We start from the raw sequence: 21991 nt of genomic DNA on the forward strand, positions 1-21991 counted from the left end.
TCTCCTCCGGCCCACGCCGTGCACCCGTCCGGTCCCGACGGGTGGGCCCGTGCGGGCCCCGCGTCGGGGTGCGGGGCATGGGGAGGCGTGGCCGGTTCGTCACCTCTCGTGACGATACGGGTCGTTCGTACTCTAAGCCGCAGGGCCGGGCCACGCGCGGCGGCCCCGGCCGGGCCGTCCTGCTGCTGTCGTGCTCGTGGGGAGCCGGCTGCGGGCTCAGTATCCGATGTAGCCGCCCGAGCCGTTGCTGCGCCCGCCCGCCTCGAGCGTGTCGATGCCGTAGTTGGCGACCATGTAGCGGACGCCGGCGGTGATGTTCGCGATCGGGTCGGTGATCGGGCGGTCGGCCAGGCTCGGGTGGACGTAGGCCCGGAAGGTCGAGGGGATCACCTGCATCAGACCCTGCGATGGGCGGCCGGCGCGGGCGTTGGAGTCCCACAGGTTGATCGCCCGGGGATTGCCGCCGGACTCCGCCATGATGACCTTCTTGACCCCCGGTGCCAGGTCCTGCGGCAGGTCGCAGATCTCCAGGGCCTGGGCGATCCAACCGTCGAGCCCGCCGCGGGCGATGAGCGCGTCGAGCTCGGCGCGGGCCTTCGCCGCGGCGGCCTCCTCGGCCCGCTGCTCGGCGATCTCGTCCGCGATCCGGCCCGCCTTGTCCAGCAGGGCCAGGTCCGTGGCCGGCGCGGGCTCGGCGGGCTCCTCGGCGGGGTCGGTGCTGTCGAGGCCCGCCACCGAGTAGGCCACCGGGCTCAGGTGCGCCCCGGTGAGCGGGACGTCCGCGGGGTCGACCTGCAGGGCCTCGGCGTTGGCGGTCAGTTGCGTGGCCGCCGTGGAGGTCTCCACCGCGTCCGCGATCGCCGGGGCGCCGGTGGAGGTGACGGCTGCGAACGCGCCGGTGGAGAGGACGCCGAAGGCGGCACCGACGGCCGCGGTGGTCGACGCGACGGTGCGCCGGGGCGCGCCGCGACCGGGGGTGGTCGCATGCCGGGCGGCGTGTCTCGCGGGGACCCGGTGGGGAGCCGCGTCTCCGGTGACACGCCGGCCGCCTGGGGAGCGGTGGCCAGCCAAGGTGTTGAGCCTTTCGCCTTCTCGTCCTCGACCACGGCCCGTCCGAGCGGACCCGGGTCGGGGGTCCCGGGAGCCGGTCGGGGACTCCGGCTCCACTGTCCGCTCGTGATCGGACCGTGATGACTGGCGGCGACATTACGGATGGTGAACCCCCGGACACAACCCCTGGAACTGCCTGTCGCCGCTGTTCGGCAGCCGTTCGTCGCGCCGACGATCGGCAAGGTGTTCCGCGTCTCCTGCGGCGAACGGTCACTGCGTGCGACGGGAGGCCACCGCGGCGTAGAGTAGATCTGAAGTGAGGTTCAGCTCGGGAGGCGCCGTGCACGCGAAGGACCTGCTGACGATCGGGGAGGTCGTCGCGCGCAGCGGCTTCCCGCACTCGGCGCTCCGGTTCTACGAGCGCGAGGGGCTGGTGAGCGCCACCCGCACCGCGGGCGGTCAGCGGCGCTACGAACGGGGAGTGTTGCGCCGGCTCGCGTTCGTCCGGGCCGCCCGCGCGATCGGCATCGGGCTCGACGACGTCCGCGCGGCCCTCGACGAGCTCCCGGCGGACCACACGCCGACCAAGGCCGACTGGACGCGGCTGTCCAGGAGCTGGCGGGGCCGGCTCGACGAGCAGATCGACGCGCTGGTGGCCCTGCGGGACGGGCTCGACTCCTGCATCGGCTGCGGCTGTCTGTCCCTCGCCCGCTGCCGGCTGATGAACCCCGAGGACCGCGCGGCCGCCGCGGGCGACGGCGCCCGGATGCTCCCCGCCGCCCTCCGCCGCGGCCCTGCCGCCTGACCGGCCCGCGAGTCGGGAGTCCTGGCCCCGCACGCTGCGCGAGGTCCACCCGCTCGGTTCGTGGCGGGCACCTTACTGCCGCACCGGCCGCCCGGCGATGTGCGCGCGCAGGTCCTCGTCCGTGGCCTCCGCGCCGAGCTGGGCGATCGCGTGCACGCGTGAGCCCGGGTCGTCGTCGGGAAGCCGACCGCGCACGACGACCGGACGGCCGGGTGCACGTCGAGCGTCGCCCCACTGCGGGTACACGTCGACCCGTCCACTGCAGTCGCTCGGCCCCCTGCGTGACGATCCCTGGCGGTGACCACGAACGTCCACCGGTCCTCACGGGCCCGGGCGGCCCCTCGCGGGTTGCCCCCGGCAACGCGGTACGCCGGGTACGGGCGGTGCGGGGGGGCGCCTGGCGAGGACCGCCCGCGCTGTCGAGGTGGCTCATGTGGTGGGGACGGTGCCGGTCGCCACGTCCGCGATCGGCTCGCTTGCGGCGGGTCTGCGCGTGGACGGCGGGTCTCGGAGCACGACTGCTCCGACGATCGCGCCGATCCCGGCGATGATGCCCAGGGTGGCGAAGCCGATGGCGGGCGTCGTGAGCTCGCCGACCCAACCCACCAGGAAGGTGGCGAAGAAGGCGAACAGGGTTCCCGTCATGTTGATGATGCCCATGCCCACGGTGAGCACGGAAGCGGCGACCATCCAGCTGGGGAAGGCGTAGAAGATCGGCACTGCGCTCTGGCAGCCGGCCACGACCACGCAGAGCAGCGCCAGCTGCAGCGCCGCGTGTCCGGCGGCGAGGGGCCCCGCCAACAGCGCGAGGGACCCGATCGTGAGCGGGATGAGCATCAGGGCACGGAACCGACCGGTGCGATCCGCTGCCATCCCGAGCAGCGTTCCGACGATCGCGCCGACCAGGAACGGCAGGCCCGAGAGCAGACCGACGACGAGCGAGCTGTTCCCGGCGCTGAAGGTCCGCACCACCGTGGGCAGCCAGAGGGGGATGGCACTGCCGCCCCCGCCGATCATCCCGTAGATGAGCATCAGGGCGAGGATCCGGCGGTTGAGCAGTGCCCTGCGGAAGCTCACCTGCTGCGCGATCGGGTTGCGCGAGCGCTCGGCGGCGAGTTGCTGCTCGATCTGGACGCCGCGTTCGCGGCGGAGCCAGAAGACCCGGCTCGGGGAGTCGTTGTAGAAGAGCACCCAGAGCACGCCGAGGACCGCGGCGGGTACGCCCTGCCAGATCAGCACCCAGCGCCACGTCATGTACTCGAGCATGAAGCCGGTGACGGGTGCGGTGAGCACACTCGCGGCGAAGGAGAACACGAAGAACCGGGTGTTGGCACGACCTCGCTCACGCTCGAGGAACCAGCGGGCGAGGAGGACGTACATCAGGGGGTGGAAGGCCGATTCCCCGATGCCGACCACGAACCGGGCCGCGAGCAGCGTGCCCTCGGTGTTCGCCAGTCCGCCGAGGGCGGACGCCGCGCCCCAGATCACCAGGCACGCGCCGAGGAGCCAGCGGCCCCCGAACCGCTGGACCAGGAGCACCAGGGGTACCTGGAAGACGACCGAGCCGATGAACAGGATGCTGCTCACCAGCCCGACGTCGGACAGGGACAGGCCGAGATCCTTCGCGAGCGGGGCGAGCAGCAGGGAGATGTTGGTCCGGTCGAGGTTCAGCATGAACATCGCCAGGCCGAGCAGGGGGACGATCACGTACCACCGGCGGCGGGCCAGCTCGGGCAGTGCCGCGGTCGAGTCAGGGTGCATCGTTGCGCCTCGTGATTCGGGGTGGGTGGGGGTGGCGCGCGTAAGGTCAGGCGGCAGGGCGGTCGGCGAAGACCACACCGCCCGCGTGGTGGGTGCCGCCGATGGTCACCAGGGAGATGCGGGCGTTGTCGACCTGGCGGGCACCGGAACGCCGCATCACCTGCTGCGCGCCGTCGATCAGGTGCGGTGCGCCGTGCATCCGCCCGTTGCCGAGGTTGCCCCCGGAGGTGTTCAGCGGGATGTGGGGCTCGGCCACCCAGGGGAGCCCGGCCCCCTCCTCGCACAGACCCATCGAGTCGGCCCAGAAGGGGACGTTCGCCGAGTAGCCGTCGTAGAGGTTCGCGACGTCGACGTCCGCCGCGGTGACCCCCGCATTGCGGTAGAGGTGGCGGGCCATCCGCCGACCGGCGTCGAGCTGGGACTCCACGGTGTCCGGATAGCCCACCTGGGAGAAGAACTCCGGGGAGATCGCCGTGCCAAGGACGTACGCGGGCCGGTCGGTCAGGTCGCGTGCGCGTTCCCCCGAGGTCACGACGACGGCGGCCGCCCCCTGGATCGGGATGTCGCAGTCGTGCATGCCCAGCGGCTCGCTGATCGGGCGGGCGGTGAGGTACTCCTCCAGCGTCAGTGTCTCTGGCCGGTACTGACGCCAGTAGCTGTTCTCGTTCTTCAGCCCCTGCTCCCGGTTGCGGCAGACGAACGTGCCCAGCTGCTCCCGGGTGCCGCCGTAGCGGTTCATGTAGGCCCGCAGCTCCTGGGCGATCGTCGTCGGGCCGGTCGAGCCGTACGGCAGGGCCCACTGGTCCGGGCCCCCGGCGACGCCGATGTCGGCGCGTCCGTATCGGCCGTCCGGGTTGTGCAGCGCCCGGAACACCAGCGCGTGTCGGCAGGCACCCGCGGCCACCGCGTTCACGGCGTGCACGAAGGACTGGGTAAGGATGGCGCCACCCTGGTCGGAGTACGACGGGTCGAGCCGCAGCGCCCGGATCATGAAGTAGGTCCCGACCATGTGGATCCCCTCCACGTGCGGGACGCCCGCGGCCGGGTGAACCGGCGACGTGGAGATGCCGTCGATGTCCGACGGGTGCAGGCCGGCGTCGGCGATCGCGGCGCGGGCGGCGTCGACGGCCAGCTTGCCCAGCGGTTCCTCGGCCCGGCGGTAGACCTTCGAGTGCCCCACCCCGACGACGGCGACCGACGGCGCGCTCACCGGGTCACCTCGTCGGTTGCGTGGAACTGCGGGATCCGCACACCGGGCGCGATCTCCTCGAACTCCACCTCGACCGGCATGCCGATCCGCACCTCGTCGATCCCGGTTCCGGGCAGGTTCGTCGCCAGGGTGACGTGCGGAGCCGCGTCGAGCGCGACCGATGCCACGAGATAGGGGACGAGCGAGTCGAAGGCGGGCAGCCGCTGGTCGCGCACGACGACGAAGCTGTAGACCCGGCCCCGGCCGTCGACCGGCTCGAACGCGAGGTCGTCGCTCAGACAGTCGGGGCACACCCCGACGGGGGGATGGTGGTAGGCGGCGCAGCCCGAGCACCGCTGGAGCACGAGCCGCTCCTCGGCTGCGGCGGCCCAGAAGGGCCGGGTCAGCAGGTCGTCCGGATCGGGTACCGGTTTGAGACCGTGCGTCACCGGGGCGAGCGGGGTGACGGTCGATGCGGTTCCTGGATAGGCCACCTGGGGTCCTCTCGTGGCACGGCCCGCCCGCGGGGGCCTCACGGCGCCCCGCGGGGGAGACGAGCGGGTGCTCAGTCGGGCAGCGGAAGGTGGTAGAGGCGCGCGGCGGTCCCGCCGAAGACCTTCTCCTTCGTCTCCTGGCTCTCCCCCTCGAACACCTTCAGGGCCCGCTCGACCGGGCTCGGGTAGAGGCAGGTCGGGTGCGGGAAGTCGCTCTCGAACATGACGGTGTCCGCCCCGAGGTAGCGCACTGCCTCGACCAGCAGCGCGTCCTCGAACCAGAAGCAGGACCCGCACTGGCGCTGGAAGTACTCGAGCGGGGTCAACGACATCGGGCTCCCGCTGCTCGCCGGGTGGATCCCGAGGAAGTCGCTGTAGTGGTACTCCAGCGCCTGGAGGAAGAAGGGCACCCACCCGACGCCGCTCTCCACCGAGATGACCTTCAGGTCGGGGTGGCGCTCGAGGATCCCGCCGTAGATGAAGTTGGCGAGGATGCGGGCGTTGGACATGTAGAGGATCGCCGAGCCGATGGCGAGCTTCTCGTCCGCGTTGCGCGAGGGCCAGGGCGCGGTGCCGTGGTAGTTCTGCTGGGTCGCGCTCGCGCCGATGTGGAAGTTCAGTGGCAGGCCGTTCTCCACGAGCGCGTCGTACATCGGGGCCCAGAACGGCTCGGAGAGATCCGGCATGCCGTACTCCTGCGGGTCGGCGACCGTGTTGACGCCGACCAGGCCGATCTCCTTGACGCGGTGGATCTCCTTGATCATCAGCTCCCGGTCCCACCAGGGCATGATGGCCATCGGGAACAGGCGCTGTCCCGACTCGGCCTGCATCTCCGCCATGGCGTCGTTGTAGATCTGCACGACCGTGTGCCGGAGCTTCTCGTCGCCGATCTGGCCGATCTGCTGACCGCCGAAGCCGACGGTGTTCGGGTACACGAGGTGCGCCCAGATGCCCTGGTCGTCCATGAGCTTGAGGCGCGGCGCGATCTGCGACGCGGCATCGGCGATCTCGTCGACGTGCATGTTGAACAGGTAGTCGACGCCGTAGTGCTTCTCCATGTCCTTGTCGACGACGCAAACGGCGCCCGCCGGGCCGACCGGCTTGTCGTCGAACATCCACATGGCCTGGCCGTCGACCTTCTTGACTTGCGGCACGCGGTCGCGGATCGATGCCGGGGCGCGTGAGGTCCACAGGTCCCAGGGCTCGCTGAGGTGGGTGTCCGAGTCGACGACGAGGAGACCGTTCTTCCGATATGCGGGTGCTGCCATGGTTGACTCCTCAGTGGATCTGATCGGCCGGGTGGCCGATCGGTTCGGTGTGGTCGGGCTGCGTTGTGGTCGGGCGCGATCGTTGGTGACGCACAGTTCCGTGGATGCCTGCGGCAAGCAGCCGAAGCGCGAGCGAAACGGTGATCACGTGGCGTCGGGGTCCCGAGCGCGAGGTGAGGTAGCAACAGGCGCTCACCACCTCGTCGCCCTCGGCGTGCAGGTGGACCGCGAGCGGGATGTCGGGCCGCAGGTCGGCAATGTGGTCCAGTGAACCCGATGGGGGGCAGGGGATCGCGACGATCAGGGCCCACTGCTCGGAGTGTGGAGCGACGAGTTCCAGGCGGTACGAGTCCGGGCACGTGGTGACGCGGATGACCCGACTGGTGGTCCACTCGGCTGGTGGCACGGGTGCTCCTCGGTGAGCAGAGGACTTCAGGCGTGGTCTCGTCCGGGAGGTGGGATCGGTGTGGTCCGACCGACGCCGGCACTGACTCCCGTTAGAAACTAAGCGAGATTCGGGCAGTCGTCAAGGTCGGCCGTGGAGGCGGTGCGCACCGGGCGATAACCGCGACCGTCCGACGAAACGCTGCTTTCAGCAGCCTCGACGGTGATCGGCGAGGGCGTCGCCCCGGGGTCGCAGGCCGTTGACAGGTTGGCGAAAGGGTGCCGGGGTTCGGTCGATTCGAACTCCGTCTAGGCACTTTCAAGACCGAGACGATGCGCACCCACGAGGTGGCATCCGAGCCCGCAGGAGAGCGACGATGACGTCGTCCGGTTCCGTTTCTGTGGATGTCGCGGCATTGCTCCTGCGGCTCGTCGTCGGCGGGACCATGCTCGCCCACGGGTGGAACCACGTGTTCGGGGGCGGCGGGCTCGCCGGCACGGCACGCTGGTTCGAGACCATCGGGATGCGCCCGGGCAGGCTGAACGCCCTGGCCGCGAGCGTCACCGAGCTCGGCGCGGGCGCGCTGTTGGTCCTGGGCCTCGCCACGCCGGTCGCGGCGGCGGGGGTCGTCGGCACGATGCTCGTCGCCCTGGTGACGAACCACTTGCGGAACGGGTTCTTCGTGTTCCGGCCGGGCGAGGGCTACGAGTACGTCCTGATGATCATCGTGGTGGGCTGTGCGATCGGCGCGCTGGGAGGAGGAGCGCTGTCGGTCGACCAGCTCATTGGATGGCCGCTGACCGGCCTGGGCGGACTGGCGGTCGCCGCCGGCGCTGGCGGGCTCGGCGCCGCGCTGCTGCTCACGGCGGTGTGGCGGCCCGTGCGGCGCACTGAGGCAGTGCTCGACTGCGACTCGGCCTGACCGGGTCGTCGGGCTCAGCGAATCGGTACCGAGGGGAGACGAGAGGCGTGGACGCGACTTCGGGCGGCGGCTTCCTGGAGGGGTTGCGCGTCGTCGAGATCGCCGACGAGCTGGGTGAGTACTGCGGCAAGCTCCTGGCCGGGCTGGGCGCGGACGTGGTCAAGATCGAACCGCCCGGGGGAGAGCGCACCCGGCGCATCGGGCCGTTCCGCCATGACGAGCCAAACCCGAACCGCTCGCTGCACTTCTGGCACTACAACCACGGCAAGCGGTCGGTGGTCCTGGACCTGCACACGCCTGACGCTCGACACGCGTTCGCGCAGCTGCTCGACACCGCGGACGTCCTGCTGGACACCCGAGACCGGCGGGAGGCGGCGGCGATTGGGCTCGACGGTGAGCAGCTGCGGTCGACCCGACCCGCGCTGGTGCACGCGCACATCACCCCCTTCGGCGACGACGGCCCGTGGGCGGACTTCCGCGGCAGCGACCTGGTCCACCTTGCGCTCGGCGGGGTGGTGATGAACTGCGGGTACGACCCCGAACCGACAGGTGACTACGACACCCCGCCGGTCGCGCCGCAGATGTGGCAGGCGTACCACATCACCGGGGAGATCACCGCGATCCAGGTGATGGCGGCCCTGCAGCACCGGCTGCGTACGGGGCGGGGGCAGGTGGTGTCGGTCTCCGTGCACGACGCCGTCAGCAAGAACACCGAGACCGACCTTCCAGACTGGATCTTCTCCCGGCTGCCGCACGCCCGGCTCACCTGTAGACACTCGTTCGGCAGGCGTTCGGGCGCCCGCGACGCGGGCGTGGGCACCCCGGGGATCTCGCGGACCAAGGACGGCCGCTGGATGCTGCCGTACCGCACCTACCTTGCCGGGTTCGGGACCCCGCTCTCCTCGATCGTCGAGGTGTTGCGCCGCTACGGGATGGAGGCCGACCTGGCCGACGAGCGGTACTCCGACCCCGCAGTGCTGTCCGACGTCGAGACGATCCGGCACATCGACGCGGTGGTCGACAGATTTGTGGCCTCGTTCCGCTACGACAAGGACCTCTGGCGGGACGGGCAGCGGGCGGGGATGGCCTGGGCGCCGGTGCGTCGCCCCGAGGAGAACGTCGACGACCCGCACTGGGTCGCCCGGCGCACCTTCGCCGAGGTCGAACACCCCGAACTGGGCGAGCGGTACACCTACGTCGGTAGCAAGTGGGTCTGCGCCGAGGTGCCCTGGCGGGTGGGGCCGCGGCCCCCGCTGCTCGGCGAGCACACCGACGAGGTCCTCCAGGAACTCGACCGGGGTATCGGTGCCGCGGTGGACCGGGTTCGCCCGCTGCCGGGTGCGGACGCTGCCCGGCGGTCACGCCACGGCACCCCTTTCGCACTGTCCGGGGTCCGCGTGGTGGACCTGACCTGGTTCCTGGCCAGTGCGGGAGCCGGCCGATTCCTCGCCGCGCACGGGGCCGAGGTGATCAAGGTCGAGCACGCGTCCCGGCTCGACGGGATGCGGTTCGGGCTCGGCCCGGTGCCCGACGGCGGGCGAGCCGAGCGGGACCGCGCGACCGAGCCCCTCACCCCCACCCCGACGGACAGCGTCAACCGCAGCGGCTCGTTCATGGAGATCAATGCCGGCAAGCGGGGGATCAGCCTCAACCTGCGCACCGAGCGTGGGCGTGCGCTGCTCCGGGAGCTGATCCGCACGGCGGACATGGTCGTGGAAGGGTTCTCACCGGGGACGATGGATCGGATGGGCTTCGGGTACGACCGGCTGAAGGAGATCAACCCGCGGATCGTCTATGTGCAGCAGTCCGGGATGGGCCAGTTCGGCACGTACGGTCAGATGCGCAGTTTCGGCCCATCCGCTCAGGCCATGTCCGGGCTCAGCGACATGTCCGGTCTGCCGGAGCCGTACGCACCCGCCGGGATCGGCTACTCCTATCTCGATTGGTTCGGCGCCTACCAGATGGGCCTAGCGATGATGGCGGCGCTGTACCGGCAGCGACAGACGGGCCGGGGATGCTGGATCGACAGCTCGCAGGCCGAGATCGGCATCCAACTCACGGGGACCGCGGTCCTCGACCATTCGGTCAACGGCAGGTCGTGGCGGCGCACCGGCAACCGGTCCCCGCTCCTACCCGCCGCGCCGCACGGTGTCTACCCTGCTGCGGGGCAGGACCGGTGGATCGCGCTCGGCGCGTTCGACGAGGAGCAGTGGATCGGCCTCTGCCGGGTGCTCGGGCGGACGGAGTGGGCAGCGCATCCGGACCTGCTCACCCTCGCTCAGCGGCTGCGCCACCAGGACCGCCTCGACGAGGTGGTCGCCGAGGCCACGGCCAAGTGGGACGCGTTCGCGCTGATGGAGCAGCTGCAGGCGGAGGGTGTCCCTGCCGGGGTCTGCCAGACCGCCGAGGACCGGTGCGAGCGCGATCCCCAGCTGCGGCACCTCGGCTGGCTGGTCGAGCTCGACCAGACCGAGATCGGGCGGTGGCCGGTGAAGGAGCTGCCCGGGGTGTTGAGCGAGACCCCCTCGCACATCGGCGGCCTGCTCGACCGCAGCGGGCCGAACTACGGCGAGGACAACGACTACGTCTACGGCGAGATCCTCGGTCTCTCGCCCGAGGAACGAGCGGCACTGGTCGCTGAGGGCGTCATCTGATCCGTTGCACGCACGTACGTACGGGACCCGATCGGAGAGGTGGTTGTGGGAATGGCTGGTCGTGTGGAGGGCAAGGTCGCGTTCATCACAGGTGCGGCGCGGGGTCAGGGTCGGTCGCACGCGGTGCGGTTGGCCGAGGAGGGTGCGGACATCATCGCCGTCGACATCTGCGGTCCGGTGGAGACGCAGGACGGGTATCCGGCCTCGACCGAGGAGGACCTCGCCGAGACGGTCGCACTGGTCGAGAAGCTCGACCGGCGGATCGTCGCAGGCAAAGCGGACGTCCGCGACCAGGCAGGCCTCGACGCGGTGGTGCACAGGGGGGTCGAGGAGCTCGGTCGCCTCGACGTGGTCTGCGCGAACGCGGGGATCCTCACCATGGGCCCGTCCCACGAGCAGTCCGACGAGCAGTGGCGGACCATGATCGACGTCAACCTGACGGGGGTGTGGCACACGGCCAAGGCGGCGATCCCGTTCCTGATCGAGCAGGGGCAGGGAGGGTCGATCATCATGACCAGCTCCCTGGCGGGTCTCAAGGGCGCCGCTGGAGGGTCCTCCTACGTCGCCGCGAAGTTCGGGGTGACCGGGCTGGGGAAGTCCTTGGCACACGAGTTGGCGGAGCACCGGATCCGGGTGAACACGGTGCACCCGACGAACGTCGAGACGCACATGTTGGACAACATGATGGTGCGCAAGGCGTTTCGACCGGATCTGGAGGAGCCGACGTTCGAGGATGCGGAGGAGGTCTACTCCGTCCTCAACATCTGGCCGATGCCGTGGGTGCAGACGATCGACATCTCGAATGCGGTGTTGTGGTTGGCCTCGGACGAGAGTCGGTACGTGACCGGCATCGCTCTGCCGGTCGACCTGGGGGCGAGTGCGAAGTGAGCACCGCGGAACCCCACGATCCCCCCTACGGCACCGCCGTTGTCATCGGCGGCAGCATCGCCGGCTCGGCCGCGGCGTGCGCCCTGGCGGGCAGCTTCGAGAACGTGCTCGTGCTCGAGCGCGATGCCCTGCCGACGACGCCGTCGCCGCGCAAGGGCGTTCCCCACAGCCACCAGTTCCATGTGCTCACCGTGGGCGGCCGCACTGCCTTCGAGGAGCTGCTACCGGGCCTGACCGACGAGGCCGTGGCCGCCGGCGTCCCGCTGAGGGACACCGCCGCGGACGTGCGCTACGGCGCGAAGGTCGGCTGGTTCCCGCGCTACGACTCCGGGCTGCAGATGCTGATGCCCACTCGGCAGTTCCTCGAGTGGCTGATCCGCAAGCGGGTCGGGGCGCTGCCCGGCGTCGTCTTCCGCGACCGCACCGAGGTCGTCGGTCTGGTCGCACAGGACGACCGGATCACCGGCGTCCGGACGCGGGACGCAGCGGGCACGGAGGCCGTGGTCGAGGCCGACCTCGTGCTCGACGCGGGCGGACGCGCCTCCAAGGCCCCCGAATGGCTCGCCGAGCTCGGGTTCCCCGCCCCGCGGGAGTCCACGGTCAACGCCAAGTGGGGCTACACCACGACCTACTTCACCCCGAGACAGGGCTGGGACCCCGGGTACTCGGCGATCTACCTCGGCCCGACCGTCTCCGGCGAGGGGCTCGGAGCGACCCGCGGCGGGGCGATGTGGGAGCAGGAGGACGGCCGCTGGGTGCTGACGGCCCAGGGGTGCGCCGGGGACTACCCGCCCGGCGACGAGGCCGGGCTGCGGGAGTACCTGAGCAGCTTCGGCGCCCCGGAGTTCGTCGACGTGGTGGAGGACCTCGAGGTGGCCGGGCCGGTCGAGGCATGGCGCAACACGTCGAACCGGCTGCGGGACTTCGCCGCGCTGCAGGTCCGACCGGAGCGGTTCGTGGCGATGGGCGACTCGGTCGCAGCGTTCAACCCGATCTACGGTCAGGGCATGGCGGTCGCGGCGTTCAGCGGCCGCGAGCTCAAGGCCGAGATCGCCGACTTCACCCGCGAGCACCCCGACGGGGGGCTCGACGGCTTCGCCGCGCGGTTCCAGAAGCGGCTCACCGCGATCATCCAGAACTGCTGGGACTTCTCGACCGGGTCGGACCACGCCGTGCCCGGCGTCGAGGTCGACGGCGTGCCGGTCGAGCAGGACGTGGACGCGGAGGCCGCCGGGTACGCCGACCGGGTGCTGGCCCTGGCGACCGAGGATCGCAACGTCACACAGAAGTTCTTGGAGACCATGCACCTGGTCCGGACGTCGGAGTGGATGGCCGACGGCGACCTCCGCGCCAGGGTGCTCGAGGACTGGGACCGCCTGGGCGGGTTCGCCCGGACGGCGGACTGAGGAGAGCGAACGATGGAACTGACACCCTTCCGCGTCGAGACCGACCAGGCCGAGCTCGACGACCTCAAGCGGCGCATCGCCGCCACCCGCTGGCCCGACCAGATCCCCGGATCGGGATGGGACTACGGGACCGACGGCAACTACCTCCGCGAGCTCTGCGCGTACTGGGAGTCCACCTTCGACTGGCGGCGCGTCGAGGACGACATCAACCGCTGGCCCCAGTTCCTGACGACGATCGACGACCAGCGGATCCACTTCATCCACGCTCGCTCGAAGGAGGCGGGCGCCACGCCGCTGCTGCTGTGCCACGGGTGGCCGGGCAGCGTCCTGGAGTTCATGAAGATGATCGGGCCGCTGACCGACCCGGTCGCGCACGGCGGGACGGCCGCGGACGCGTTCCACGTCGTCTGCCCGTCGCTGCCCGGGTACGCCTGGAGCGGTCCCACCACCGAAGCCGGCTGGGACACCAAGCGCATCGCCGCCGCCTTCGCGGAGCTGATGACCGGCCTCGGCTACGACCGGTTCGGCGCCCAGGGCGGGGATTGGGGGTCGGCGGTCTCCGTCCGCCTCGCCCAGGACTTCCCCGAGCGAATGATCGGCATCCACATCAACATGGTCACGACGTCGGGCCCCCAGCCCGAGGACGGCGAGCTGACGGCCGAGGAGTCCGAGTTCGTCGCCGAGGCCCAGCGCTACAGCCCGGCGGAGGAAGGCTACATCGCGATCCAGAGCACCAAACCGCAGACGATCGCCTACGCGCTCAACGACTCGCCCGCGGGGCTGGCCGCCTGGATCGTCGAGAAGTTCCGCAAGTGGACCGACTGCGACGGTGACGTGGAGAAGGCGCTGACCCGCGACGAGATCCTCGCCGGGGTCACCGCCTACTGGCTCACTCAGACCGCCGGGTCCTCCGGTCGGCTGTACTACGAGGCGTTCAAGGCCATGACGATCCCGCCGCCGCCCACCCGGATCGAGCTACCGGTGGGCTGCGCGATCTTCCCGAAGGAGCTCTACCAGTCTTCGCGGCGGCAGGCGGAGCGGCACTACAACGTGCAGCGCTGGGCCAACCTGCCCCGCGGTGGTCACTTCGCCGCGCTCGAACAGCCCGAGCTGCTCACCGGCGAGATCAGGGCCTTCTTCGGGGCCCTGCGCACCGCCTCGACCTCATCGTGACCGAGCGGACGACGGAGCTGGAGGTCGTCGAGCGTCGGGCGGCGGCCGCGGACGTCGTCGAGCTCGTCCTCGCCCGCCCGGACGAAGGGCTGCTCCCGGCCTGGCGCCCGGGCGCGCACGTCGACCTGCTCCTGGCCGACGGTCTGGTCCGGCAGTACTCGCTTGCCGGCGATCCGGACGACCTCAGACACTGGCGACTCGGGGTCCTGCGCGAGCCGGCGGGTCGGGGCGGGTCGGAGTTCGTGCACACCCGGCTCGTCCCAGGCTCGCGGGTCGTCGCCCGCGGACCGCGGAACAACTTCGCCCTGGCCGACGCACAGCGCTACCTGTTCGTCGCGGGCGGCATCGGGATCACCCCGCTGCTTCCGATGATCCGCGCGGTCGCCGCGCGGGGTCGTCCGTGGCGGCTTCTGTACGGCGGGCGCAGCCGGGCGTCGATGGCGTTCGTCGAGGACGTCGCGGGGTACGGAGCCGCCGTGACGATCCGCCCGCAGGACGAGTTCGGGCTGCTGGACCTCGACGACTTCCTCGACCCCGCGGCGGGCACCGCCGTGTACTGCTGCGGACCGGAACCGCTGATCGCGGCGGTGGAGCAGCGCAGCCTCGCCTGGCCCGCGGACACACTCCACGTCGAGCGGTTCGCGGCCCGGGAGCGGGTGGAGGGTGCCGCGGACGGGACCGTCGAGGTCGAGCTCGCCCGCAGCGGCCTCGTCCTCGAGGTGCCGCCCGACCGGTCGATCCTCGAGGTGGTCACCTCAGCGGGCGTGGACGTGTTGTCCTCGTGCGAGGACGGGGTGTGCGGCACCTGCCAGACCGCTGTCCTGCAGGGCGAGCCGGACCACCGCGACTCGGTGCTGGCCGCCGGAGAGCGCTCGTCGGGTCGCACGATGGTGCTGTGCGTGTCCCGGGCACGCAGCAGGCGGCTGGTCCTCGATCTGTAGATGCGTCGACGGTCCCGCGGGACCGCACGGAAGGAGATCCCATGACGATCCAGGAAGCCGACATCAACCTGCTCCCCGACCCGGCCCCGTTGGTCGGCGGCGAGCGACTGACCTCTACCAGCGGCGGCGTGCACCAGCACGTGTACCCGGCCACGGGCAAGCCGACGGTCGAGGTCCCGATGGCGGGGCCCGCCGACGTCGACCGCGCGATCAGCACTGCGCGGGCCGCGACCGAGTCGTGGCGGCGAACCGGCCCCGACACTCGGCGCCGGCTGATGAACGACCTCGCGCGAGCACTGGTCGCGCGGGCGGACGAGCTGGCGGCACTGCAGATCGTGGAGAACGGGACGCCACAGACAGTAGCCGCGTCCTTCCCCCACATGATCGCGGACCACCTGGAGTACGCGGCCGGATGGTGCGACAAGATCGTCGGGGAGGTCAACCCAGTCTGGCCCGTGCCCGGTTTCGACTACTCGATCCTCGAGCCCTACGGCGTCGTCGCGATCATCATCCCCTGGAACAGCCCGCTCTACAGCATCGGCTCGATCATCGCACCCGCGTTGGCGGCGGGGAACTGCGTCGTGGTCAAGCCGCCGGAGCTCACCCCGTTCACCTCGTTGCGGTTCGCCGAGATCGCCCTCGAGGTGGGGTTCCCGCCCGGGGTGATCTCGATCCTCCCCGGTGGCGGGGAGGCGGGGTCGTCGCTCGTGGCCCATCCCGGCGTCGACAAGATCCACTTCACCGGGAGCGGTCCGACGGCCCAACGGATCATCCAGGCGGCCTCGGCGAACCTCACGCCGGTCGCACTCGAGCTGGGTGGGAAGTCCGCGAACGTGGTCTTCGCCGACGCCGACCTCGACGCCGCCGCGGAGCGGGCCGTCGGCTTCTCCCTGCAGCTGTCCGGTCAGGGCTGCATCAACGGCACCCGGGCGCTGGTCCAAGACGCCGTGTTCGACGAGGTCGTCGAGCTGTGCAGGCGCAAGGCCGAGGCGCTGAAGCCGGGCGACCCGCACTCCGCCGACACCGCGATCGGTCCCGTCATCACGAACACGGCCTGTGAGCGCATCATGGGCTTCATCGATCGCGCCGTCGCGGAACAGCAGGCCCGCCTCGTCACCGGCGGCACGCGGCTGTCGGGCGAGTTCGCGGACGGCTACTACATCGCGCCGACGGTGTTCGCGGACGTGCCCGCGGACTCCGAGATCGCCGTCCATGAGATCTTCGGCCCGGTCCTGTCGATCCTGCGGTTCACCGACGAGGAGGACGCGATCCGGATCGCGAACTCCACCAGATATGGCCTCGCGTCCTACGTCCAGACCGGCGACGTCGCGAGGGCACACCGGATGGCGTCGGCCCTCGACGCCGGAATGGTGTGGATCAACGGCAGCGGTGGGCTGCCGCCGTCGGTGCCCTTCGGCGGGATCAAGCAGAGCGGGCAGGGCAGGCTCGGCGGGAAGCAGGGCATCGCGGAGTTCAGCCGGACGAAGAACGTCTGGATCGGGATGTAACCCCGGCGGCGACGGGCCTCAGCGGTCCGCCGCCGCGCCACCGGGCAGGAACGGCGGCGACGTCACCACCAGTGCCTCGGCCGCAGACCGCGCCGAGGAGTTGCGGATCCAGTGCCGGCGCAGCGCGTCGAAGGTCACCGCGTCGCCGGTGTCGAGGGCGTGGACCTCGTGGTCGATGTGCAGCTCGAGCCTGCCGCGCAGCACGTAGATGAACTGCACTCCTTCGCGGCTCTGGGCGGCGCCCTCGCCGCTGTACCCGCGTGGGAACCGCCACAGGTGGGCGCACAACCGCCCGGAGAGGTCGGGGACGATGACCTCGTACTCGGTCCGGCCGTCCGGCAGTACCACCCGGAGCCGCTCCTCGGCCCGCACCAGCCGGGTGGTCGGCGGTCGGGCCTCGGCAAACAGCGTACTCACGTGCACGCCCAGGGCATGCGCGATCCGGCTCAGGACGCGGAACGACGGGTTGCCTGAACCGTTCTCGAGCCTGCTCAGCAGGCCCATGCTCACTCCGGCCCGGGTGCTCAGCTCGGCGAGGGTCATCTGGTCGCGCCGCAGGTCGTGCACGATCCGCCCGACTCCGCGCACCCGGTCCCCCTCGCCCGGCGCAGGGGGCGCCCCCTGTACCGGCGCGATCCGGGGTCGCCCGAGCGGCGTGGGCGGTGGCGGGACCTGTTCTTCGGGTGCGCTGCTCACTCCTCCTCCGCCGGGACGTAGACGTTCACCGCGCGCATCGGAAGATGGCCGTCGTTGTGATAGCCGATCACCGACGCCGTGTCGACCTGCAGGGTGTCGCCCTGCTGCACCTCGATGGTCTCGGTCCGGGTTCGGATGGTGTAGGTGCCCGCCAAGACGTGGATGACGGTCTCGCCGACGAACTCGTGCTCGGTCCCGAACCCCGCGCCGGGCGGCAGTGTCACCTCGGTGACCGTGAACGGTCCGCGCAGGTGGGGGGACAGCAGCTCAACGTCTCGGTCGGAGCCGAACACCCGGTGCGTCGAACGCGACTCGGCCCGCACGACCTCGGTGGCCTGCGGGGCCGGGGCCGCGACAATATCGGTGATCTCCACCTCGAGGGCCGCCGCGATCCGGGTGAGCACCTGGAGCGTGGGGTTGCCCCGCCCGTTCTCCAGCTGGCTGAGCAGACCGACGCTCACACCGGCCGCCTTGGCGAGCGCGTCAAGCGAGAGCCTGCCCCGGCGGGTGGCCCGGATGTTCTGGCCGATCGAGAAGAGGTCGTTCGTGAGCTCGTCGTCCATGGACGTCTGGCCCTGTGCCATGCGCGGAACACCTCCTCGTCCGCCGCCTGCCGGCCGCGATCGTACCCGGGGCGTCGAGCCTTCGGCGAGCCGCGACCGGCGGGGGGCCTCACGATGCCTTCCAGGACTCCTCGGTCACGCCCTCGTCGATCAGCGTCAGGTACTCCTCGGCGGTGAATCCGAGCAGGTCCCGGAAGACGTAGGCATTGTCCTCGGCGTAGTTGGGTCCCGAGCGGTCGACGGGCCCGCCCATATAGGCGGGCGTCTCGCTGAACTTGACCGGGTGTTCCTTGACCGGCCAGCGGCCCAGCTCACTCTGGCCGAGTTCGACCAGCCAGCCGAGGTGGGCCAGCTGTGGGTCGGTGTCGCAGCGGTCCTGGGCAGTCTGGCAGACACCGGCCGGAACGCCGACGGACTGGAGCGCGGACATCAGCGCGTAGCCGCCCCAGCCCGTTGTCTCGTCCGCGAGGTGGCGCTCGAGCTCGTCCTGTGCGGCGATGCGCCCTTCGAGGGTGGCGAACCGCGGGTCGGCGGCCCAGTGCGGGGCGCCGAGCACCTCGACCAGCCCCCGCCACTGCTCGTCGCCGAAGCAGGCGATGGCGATCCACCGGTCCTCGCCGCGGGTTGGGAAGACCCCGTGCGGAGCGGCTGGCTTGTACGGCGAGCGATTGCCGTACCGTGTCCAGCCCCGACCGTTCACCGAGTGATCGAGGACGGCCGTGCCGGTCAGGTAGGTCCCGGTCTCGACCTGCGAGGAGTCGATGTGACAGCCCAGACCGGTGGTGCGTTGACGGTAGAGCGCGGCCATCATCGCGGTTGCCATGTTGTAGGCGCCGAACCAGTCGAGGTAGGAGTAGCCGATGCCGGCGGGAGGGTAGGGCGCCGGCAGCCCGGACATCTCGGACAGCCCGGAGAAGGCCTGGGCGATCGGTCCGTAGCTGCGCATCTGCCCGTACGTGCCGAACTGGCCCATCCCGGACTGCTGCACATAGACGATCCGTGGGTTGATCTCCTTCAGCCGGTCGTACCCGAAGCCCATCCGGTCCATCGTGCCGGGGGTGAAGCCCTCGATCACCATGTCGGCGTCAGCCAGCAGCTTGGCGAGGATTTCCTTGCCCCGGTCGCTCTTCAGGTTCAGGCTCATCGCCCGCTTGCCCGAGTTGATCTCCATGAAGGAGCCGCACCGGTTCGGCGAGTCGGCGTCGGGGACGGGCAGGGGACCGGTCGCGGCGTCCCGCTCGGCGCGTCCGCCCGCGGGTGGACGGCCCACAGCCGCCCACCGCATCCCGTCCCATCGCGAGGAGTGCTCGACCTTGATCACCTCGGCCCCCATGGACGTGAGGTAGCGGCCCGCTCCGGCGCTGGCCAGCTGCCAGGTCAGATCGACGACCCGGACCCCGCTCAGCGCGAACGGCGTGCCCAGCGCACTCGGTGCGGCGAACGCGGGCCGCGGTACGGCGGCCGCATGGATCGGGCGGGGCACCCGGCGCGCCGCGTCGGCGAGGATCTCATCGGTGTGCTCGCCGACCAAGGGGGGCCGCGGACCGCGTGTCCAGGGCACCTCCGGCGCGAGCCATTTCGCCCCGACGTAGGTGTAGGTCTCGCCGAGCTCGGGATGGTGGACGTCGATGAACGTCTCCCGGGAGCGCCAGTGCGCGTCGGCGACGTTCTCCTCCGGCCTGCGCAGCGGCCCCCAGGGCAGGCCCTCCTCCTGCGCCTCCGCCCACAGCCCGCGCTCGTAGGTCAGCTTGCTGGACAAGGCGTCGACCACGCGGCCGATGTGCCGCTTCACCTGGGGGTCCTGGCGCAGGGCCGGATCGTCGTACCGGGCATCGGCGAGATCCTCGGCGCTGTCGTAGCGCTTGAGCAGGCGCAGCGAGCCCGCCCAGGCGTCGACGAAACCGGCTGCCCCCATGAGTCGCCAGGGCAGCAGGTAGCGGCCGTCCTTGGTGACGGCGAGCGCGGGATCACCGACCTGGGCGGCCGCGTGCTGGCAGGTCTGGCGCATCAGCGGCTGCCGGCTGTACACCCAGCTCGGGAGGTCGACCTCGGTGTTCTTGCTGACGACCTCGTGCACGGCGGTGGAGAGCCGCTGGCCGGCACCGTGGGACAGCCGGTGGATGAGGGCCGTCATGATCCCGATCGCCGCCAGCTCGCCTGCCATGTGGTAGGCCTGCCACATCTGCGGTGCGATCGGTGGTGTGTCGTAGACGCCGTACGGATCGGGGGAGTAGCCGCAGTTCATCATGACCCCGCCGAGGGCCAGGTGGACCAGGTCACTGCCGACATGGTCGGCCCATGGACCGTCGTCTCCGAACGGGCTGATCCGCGCGTGGATCAGGCCCGGGTTCGCTGCGACGAGGTCGTCCGGGTCGAGGCCCGCCGACCGGAGGTAGTCGCGGTGTCGGGTGTCGAGGAGGACGTCGGCGCCCGCGGCCAGGTCACGGAATCCGCGACGGCCCGCCTCGGTGGTTAGGTCCAGGACCACGGACCGTTTGCCGAGGTTGTAGTGCCAGAAGTGCAGCGACCGGTCCGGATGGGGCTCGTCGTGGTGGAACGGGCCGTGACGACGGGTGCCCTCGCCGCCTGGCGGCTCGATCTTGACGACCTCCGCGCCGAGTCCGGCGAGCAGACGGCCGCAGTACTCCCCAAGCTCGTCGGCGAGCTCGAGGACCCGGGTGCCCTGGAGGAAGGTGGAGGGGGGAGTGGGGGCGGCGGGTGTGGTCAACGGTGGCTCCGATTCCGTGTGAGGGTCGGGGGAGGTCCCGGCCCGCGGCGGGGTGACGAACCGATTCCGGATTCGGCTGCGAGGCGGGATCCGCCGGGCGCGCTAGGGTGTCCTAACCAGAGTTCGACTCGTCGCGGCGGTGCCGCGGGAGGGGAGTGGTGGTCCCGATGAGCACCCCGCGGGGGCGTAAGGGCGAGGAGACGCGCAGCCGCATTCTGGACGCGGCCGCGGCAGCCTTTCGCGCCAAGGGTTACAAGGAGAGCACGCTCGCGGACATCGCCGCGCTCGCCGGAACGAAGGTGGGCAGCCTCTACTACCATTTCGCCTCGCGCGAGGAGCTGGTCAGCGAGGTGCTCGCGGTGGCTCGACAGCGGATCCGGGACTTCCTCGAGGACCGTCGCCGGACGGTCGGGCAGGCCCCTCCCCGCGGCGGGCTCCGGGCGGAGATCGATGCCCACCTCGGGGTGGTGCTCGGCACGGAGGACGACTATGTCCCCGCCTACCTGCGGATCATCGACCAGGTGTCCGAGGAGACCAGGGCGGGAGCAATCACCGCCGCCCGCGAGTACGTCGCGCACCTCGGTACCGTCGTGCGGCGGGCCCGGGAGGACGGGGAGATCCGGGCGGACCTCGATCCGGTCGTCTCCCGGATGCTCCTGCTGGGGGCCGCGAATTCCACGGCGGACTGGTACCGCAAGCGGCGCGGCGGGATCGCGTTGGAGGATCTCCGGCACATCTTCGCCACGCTGTACTTCGAAGGTCTGACCGCAGACCGCCCGGTCGCTCGTGAGCGGGTCGGGCTGCCGACGGCGACCGCGATCCAGGCCCGCGCGACCGTCTCCCACCGGCCGCGCGAGGGCACCCGGGACCGCATCATCGACGCGGCCGCGGTGATCTTCATGCGGGACGGCTACGCCTCCGCGCGGCTCGCGGACGTGGCCGCGCTTGCCGGGATCCAGGTGGGCAGCCTCTATCACCACTTCGCCTCGCGTGAGGCCCTCGTGTCGGAGCTCCTGGAGGAGTCGGCCGAGCGGATCCACGCGTTCGTCTTCGCCGAGGTCGCCGCTCTGCCTCCCGGGGCCGACGCTGCCACCCAGCTGGCGACGATGATCACCGCGCAGGTGGTGTCCCTCCTTACCGGCCCGCACACCTCCGTCTACATGCGGATCTCGCGCCAGGCCCCGGCATCCTTGCGCGCCCGCAGCGAGGCCGCCCAGCGGCGGTACCTCGCGGACTGGGCGAAGGTCGTCCAGCGCGGGGCGGACGAGGGCACGCTGCGGGCGGACCTCGAGGGGGAGATCGTCTGCCGGCTGATCTTCGGCGCGATGAACGACATCGTCTCCTGGTACTCGGTAGACGGCCCGAGCGATCCCGCCCGCATCGCCCTGGTTCTCGCCGAGACCGTGCTGGAAGGCCTCGGCGAGCTGCAGGGGCGACGGCCTGTGCCGCCACGTTCGGCCGTCGAGGAGCGGCTGGCGCGGGTCGAAGCGCTGCTCGCCGACCTGACCGCCGCGGTTCATTCGCTGACCTCGGAGCAGGGGCGACCCCCGCGGAGCTGAG

Annotated in this window: 19 protein-coding genes; 9 read left to right on the top strand and 10 right to left on the bottom strand. The window is 71.1% G+C overall.

Annotated features, from left to right (window positions below):
* Positions 1–216 precede the first annotated feature (216 nt).
* Entirely contained in the window at positions 217–846 is a 630-nt protein-coding gene (locus tag ACL02T_RS06235; protein ID WP_412829689.1) for a transglycosylase SLT domain-containing protein, read from the bottom strand.
* Between the two features lie 544 nt (positions 847–1390).
* Between ACL02T_RS06235 and soxR the strand changes: the two genes are divergently transcribed.
* Positions 1391–1855: a redox-sensitive transcriptional activator SoxR gene (gene soxR / locus ACL02T_RS06240; protein ID WP_412829690.1), complete on the top strand. Its 465-nt coding sequence runs from the start codon at positions 1391–1393 to the stop codon at positions 1853–1855.
* Positions 1856–1927: 72 nt separating this feature from the next.
* On the opposite strand, the gene ACL02T_RS06245 is transcribed toward soxR, so the two are convergent.
* From ACL02T_RS06245 to ACL02T_RS06270, 6 genes are all read right to left on the bottom strand, one after another.
* Entirely contained in the window at positions 1928–2101 is a 174-nt protein-coding gene (locus tag ACL02T_RS06245; protein ID WP_412829691.1) for a hypothetical protein, read from the bottom strand.
* Between the two features lie 183 nt (positions 2102–2284).
* A complete protein-coding gene (locus ACL02T_RS06250; protein ID WP_412829692.1) occupies positions 2285–3616 on the bottom strand; it encodes an MFS transporter in 1332 nt (443 codons plus the stop codon).
* 46 nt (positions 3617–3662) lie between these two features.
* Entirely contained in the window at positions 3663–4826 is a 1164-nt protein-coding gene (locus ACL02T_RS06255) for a thiolase family protein (protein WP_412829693.1), read from the bottom strand.
* On the bottom strand, positions 4823–5299 hold the full coding sequence (locus ACL02T_RS06260; protein WP_412829694.1) for a Zn-ribbon domain-containing OB-fold protein: 477 nt from the start codon (positions 5297–5299) through the stop codon (positions 4823–4825). Before ACL02T_RS06260 ends, ACL02T_RS06255 begins: the two co-directional genes overlap by 4 nt.
* Positions 5300–5370: 71 nt before the next feature.
* Positions 5371–6567, bottom strand: coding sequence for an amidohydrolase family protein (locus ACL02T_RS06265; RefSeq protein ID WP_412829695.1), 1197 nt, complete (start codon positions 6565–6567; stop codon positions 5371–5373).
* A gap of 10 nt (positions 6568–6577) precedes the next feature.
* On the bottom strand, positions 6578–6973 hold the full coding sequence (locus ACL02T_RS06270) for a hypothetical protein (protein WP_412829696.1): 396 nt from the start codon (positions 6971–6973) through the stop codon (positions 6578–6580).
* A gap of 355 nt (positions 6974–7328) precedes the next feature.
* Here ACL02T_RS06270 and ACL02T_RS06275 point away from each other — a divergent pair, with 355 nt between their 5' ends.
* The 7 genes from ACL02T_RS06275 to ACL02T_RS06305 are packed head-to-tail and all read left to right on the top strand — an operon-like array spanning position 7329 to position 16444.
* Positions 7329–7874 carry a DoxX family protein gene (locus tag ACL02T_RS06275; protein WP_412829697.1) on the top strand — a complete coding sequence of 182 codons (546 nt, stop codon included), beginning with the start codon at positions 7329–7331 and terminating at the stop codon, positions 7872–7874.
* Between the two features lie 47 nt (positions 7875–7921).
* Complete coding sequence (locus tag ACL02T_RS06280; RefSeq protein ID WP_412829698.1) at positions 7922–10528, top strand: CaiB/BaiF CoA transferase family protein; 2607 nt, start codon at positions 7922–7924, stop codon at positions 10526–10528.
* Positions 10529–10579: 51 nt separating this feature from the next.
* The gene (locus ACL02T_RS06285; RefSeq protein WP_412829699.1) at positions 10580–11416 is read left to right on the top strand and encodes a mycofactocin-coupled SDR family oxidoreductase; all 837 of its coding nucleotides are present in this window, start codon (positions 10580–10582) and stop codon (positions 11414–11416) included.
* A complete protein-coding gene (locus ACL02T_RS06290) occupies positions 11413–12822 on the top strand; it encodes an NAD(P)/FAD-dependent oxidoreductase (RefSeq protein WP_412829700.1) in 1410 nt (469 codons plus the stop codon). Before ACL02T_RS06285 ends, ACL02T_RS06290 begins: the two co-directional genes overlap by 4 nt.
* Before the next feature lie 12 nt (positions 12823–12834).
* Positions 12835–13995, top strand: a complete 1161-nt coding sequence (locus ACL02T_RS06295) for an epoxide hydrolase family protein (RefSeq protein ID WP_412829701.1) — start codon at positions 12835–12837, stop codon at positions 13993–13995.
* Entirely contained in the window at positions 13992–14936 is a 945-nt protein-coding gene (locus tag ACL02T_RS06300) for a PDR/VanB family oxidoreductase (protein ID WP_412829702.1), read from the top strand. The genes ACL02T_RS06295 and ACL02T_RS06300 overlap by 4 nt, the downstream gene beginning before the upstream one ends.
* A gap of 41 nt (positions 14937–14977) precedes the next feature.
* Positions 14978–16444: an aldehyde dehydrogenase family protein gene (locus ACL02T_RS06305; RefSeq protein WP_412829703.1), complete on the top strand. Its 1467-nt coding sequence runs from the start codon at positions 14978–14980 to the stop codon at positions 16442–16444.
* A gap of 18 nt (positions 16445–16462) precedes the next feature.
* Here ACL02T_RS06305 and ACL02T_RS06310 read toward each other — a convergent pair whose 3' ends face one another.
* From ACL02T_RS06310 to ACL02T_RS06320, 3 genes are all read right to left on the bottom strand, one after another.
* The gene (locus ACL02T_RS06310; RefSeq protein ID WP_412829704.1) at positions 16463–17140 is read right to left on the bottom strand and encodes a helix-turn-helix domain-containing protein; all 678 of its coding nucleotides are present in this window, start codon (positions 17138–17140) and stop codon (positions 16463–16465) included.
* Positions 17137–17724 carry a helix-turn-helix domain-containing protein gene (locus tag ACL02T_RS06315; RefSeq protein WP_412829705.1) on the bottom strand — a complete coding sequence of 196 codons (588 nt, stop codon included), beginning with the start codon at positions 17722–17724 and terminating at the stop codon, positions 17137–17139. Before ACL02T_RS06315 ends, ACL02T_RS06310 begins: the two co-directional genes overlap by 4 nt.
* 88 nt (positions 17725–17812) lie before the next feature.
* The gene (locus ACL02T_RS06320) at positions 17813–20431 is read right to left on the bottom strand and encodes a CaiB/BaiF CoA transferase family protein (protein WP_412829706.1); all 2619 of its coding nucleotides are present in this window, start codon (positions 20429–20431) and stop codon (positions 17813–17815) included.
* A 167-nt stretch (positions 20432–20598) separates the two neighbouring features.
* Here ACL02T_RS06320 and ACL02T_RS06325 point away from each other — a divergent pair, with 167 nt between their 5' ends.
* Positions 20599–21990, top strand: a complete 1392-nt coding sequence (locus tag ACL02T_RS06325) for a TetR/AcrR family transcriptional regulator (protein ID WP_412829707.1) — start codon at positions 20599–20601, stop codon at positions 21988–21990.
* Position 21991 lies beyond the last annotated feature (1 nt).

The organism is Pseudonocardia oceanicola (assembly GCF_047200735.1).
Lineage (GTDB): Bacteria > Actinomycetota > Actinomycetes > Mycobacteriales > Pseudonocardiaceae > Pseudonocardia.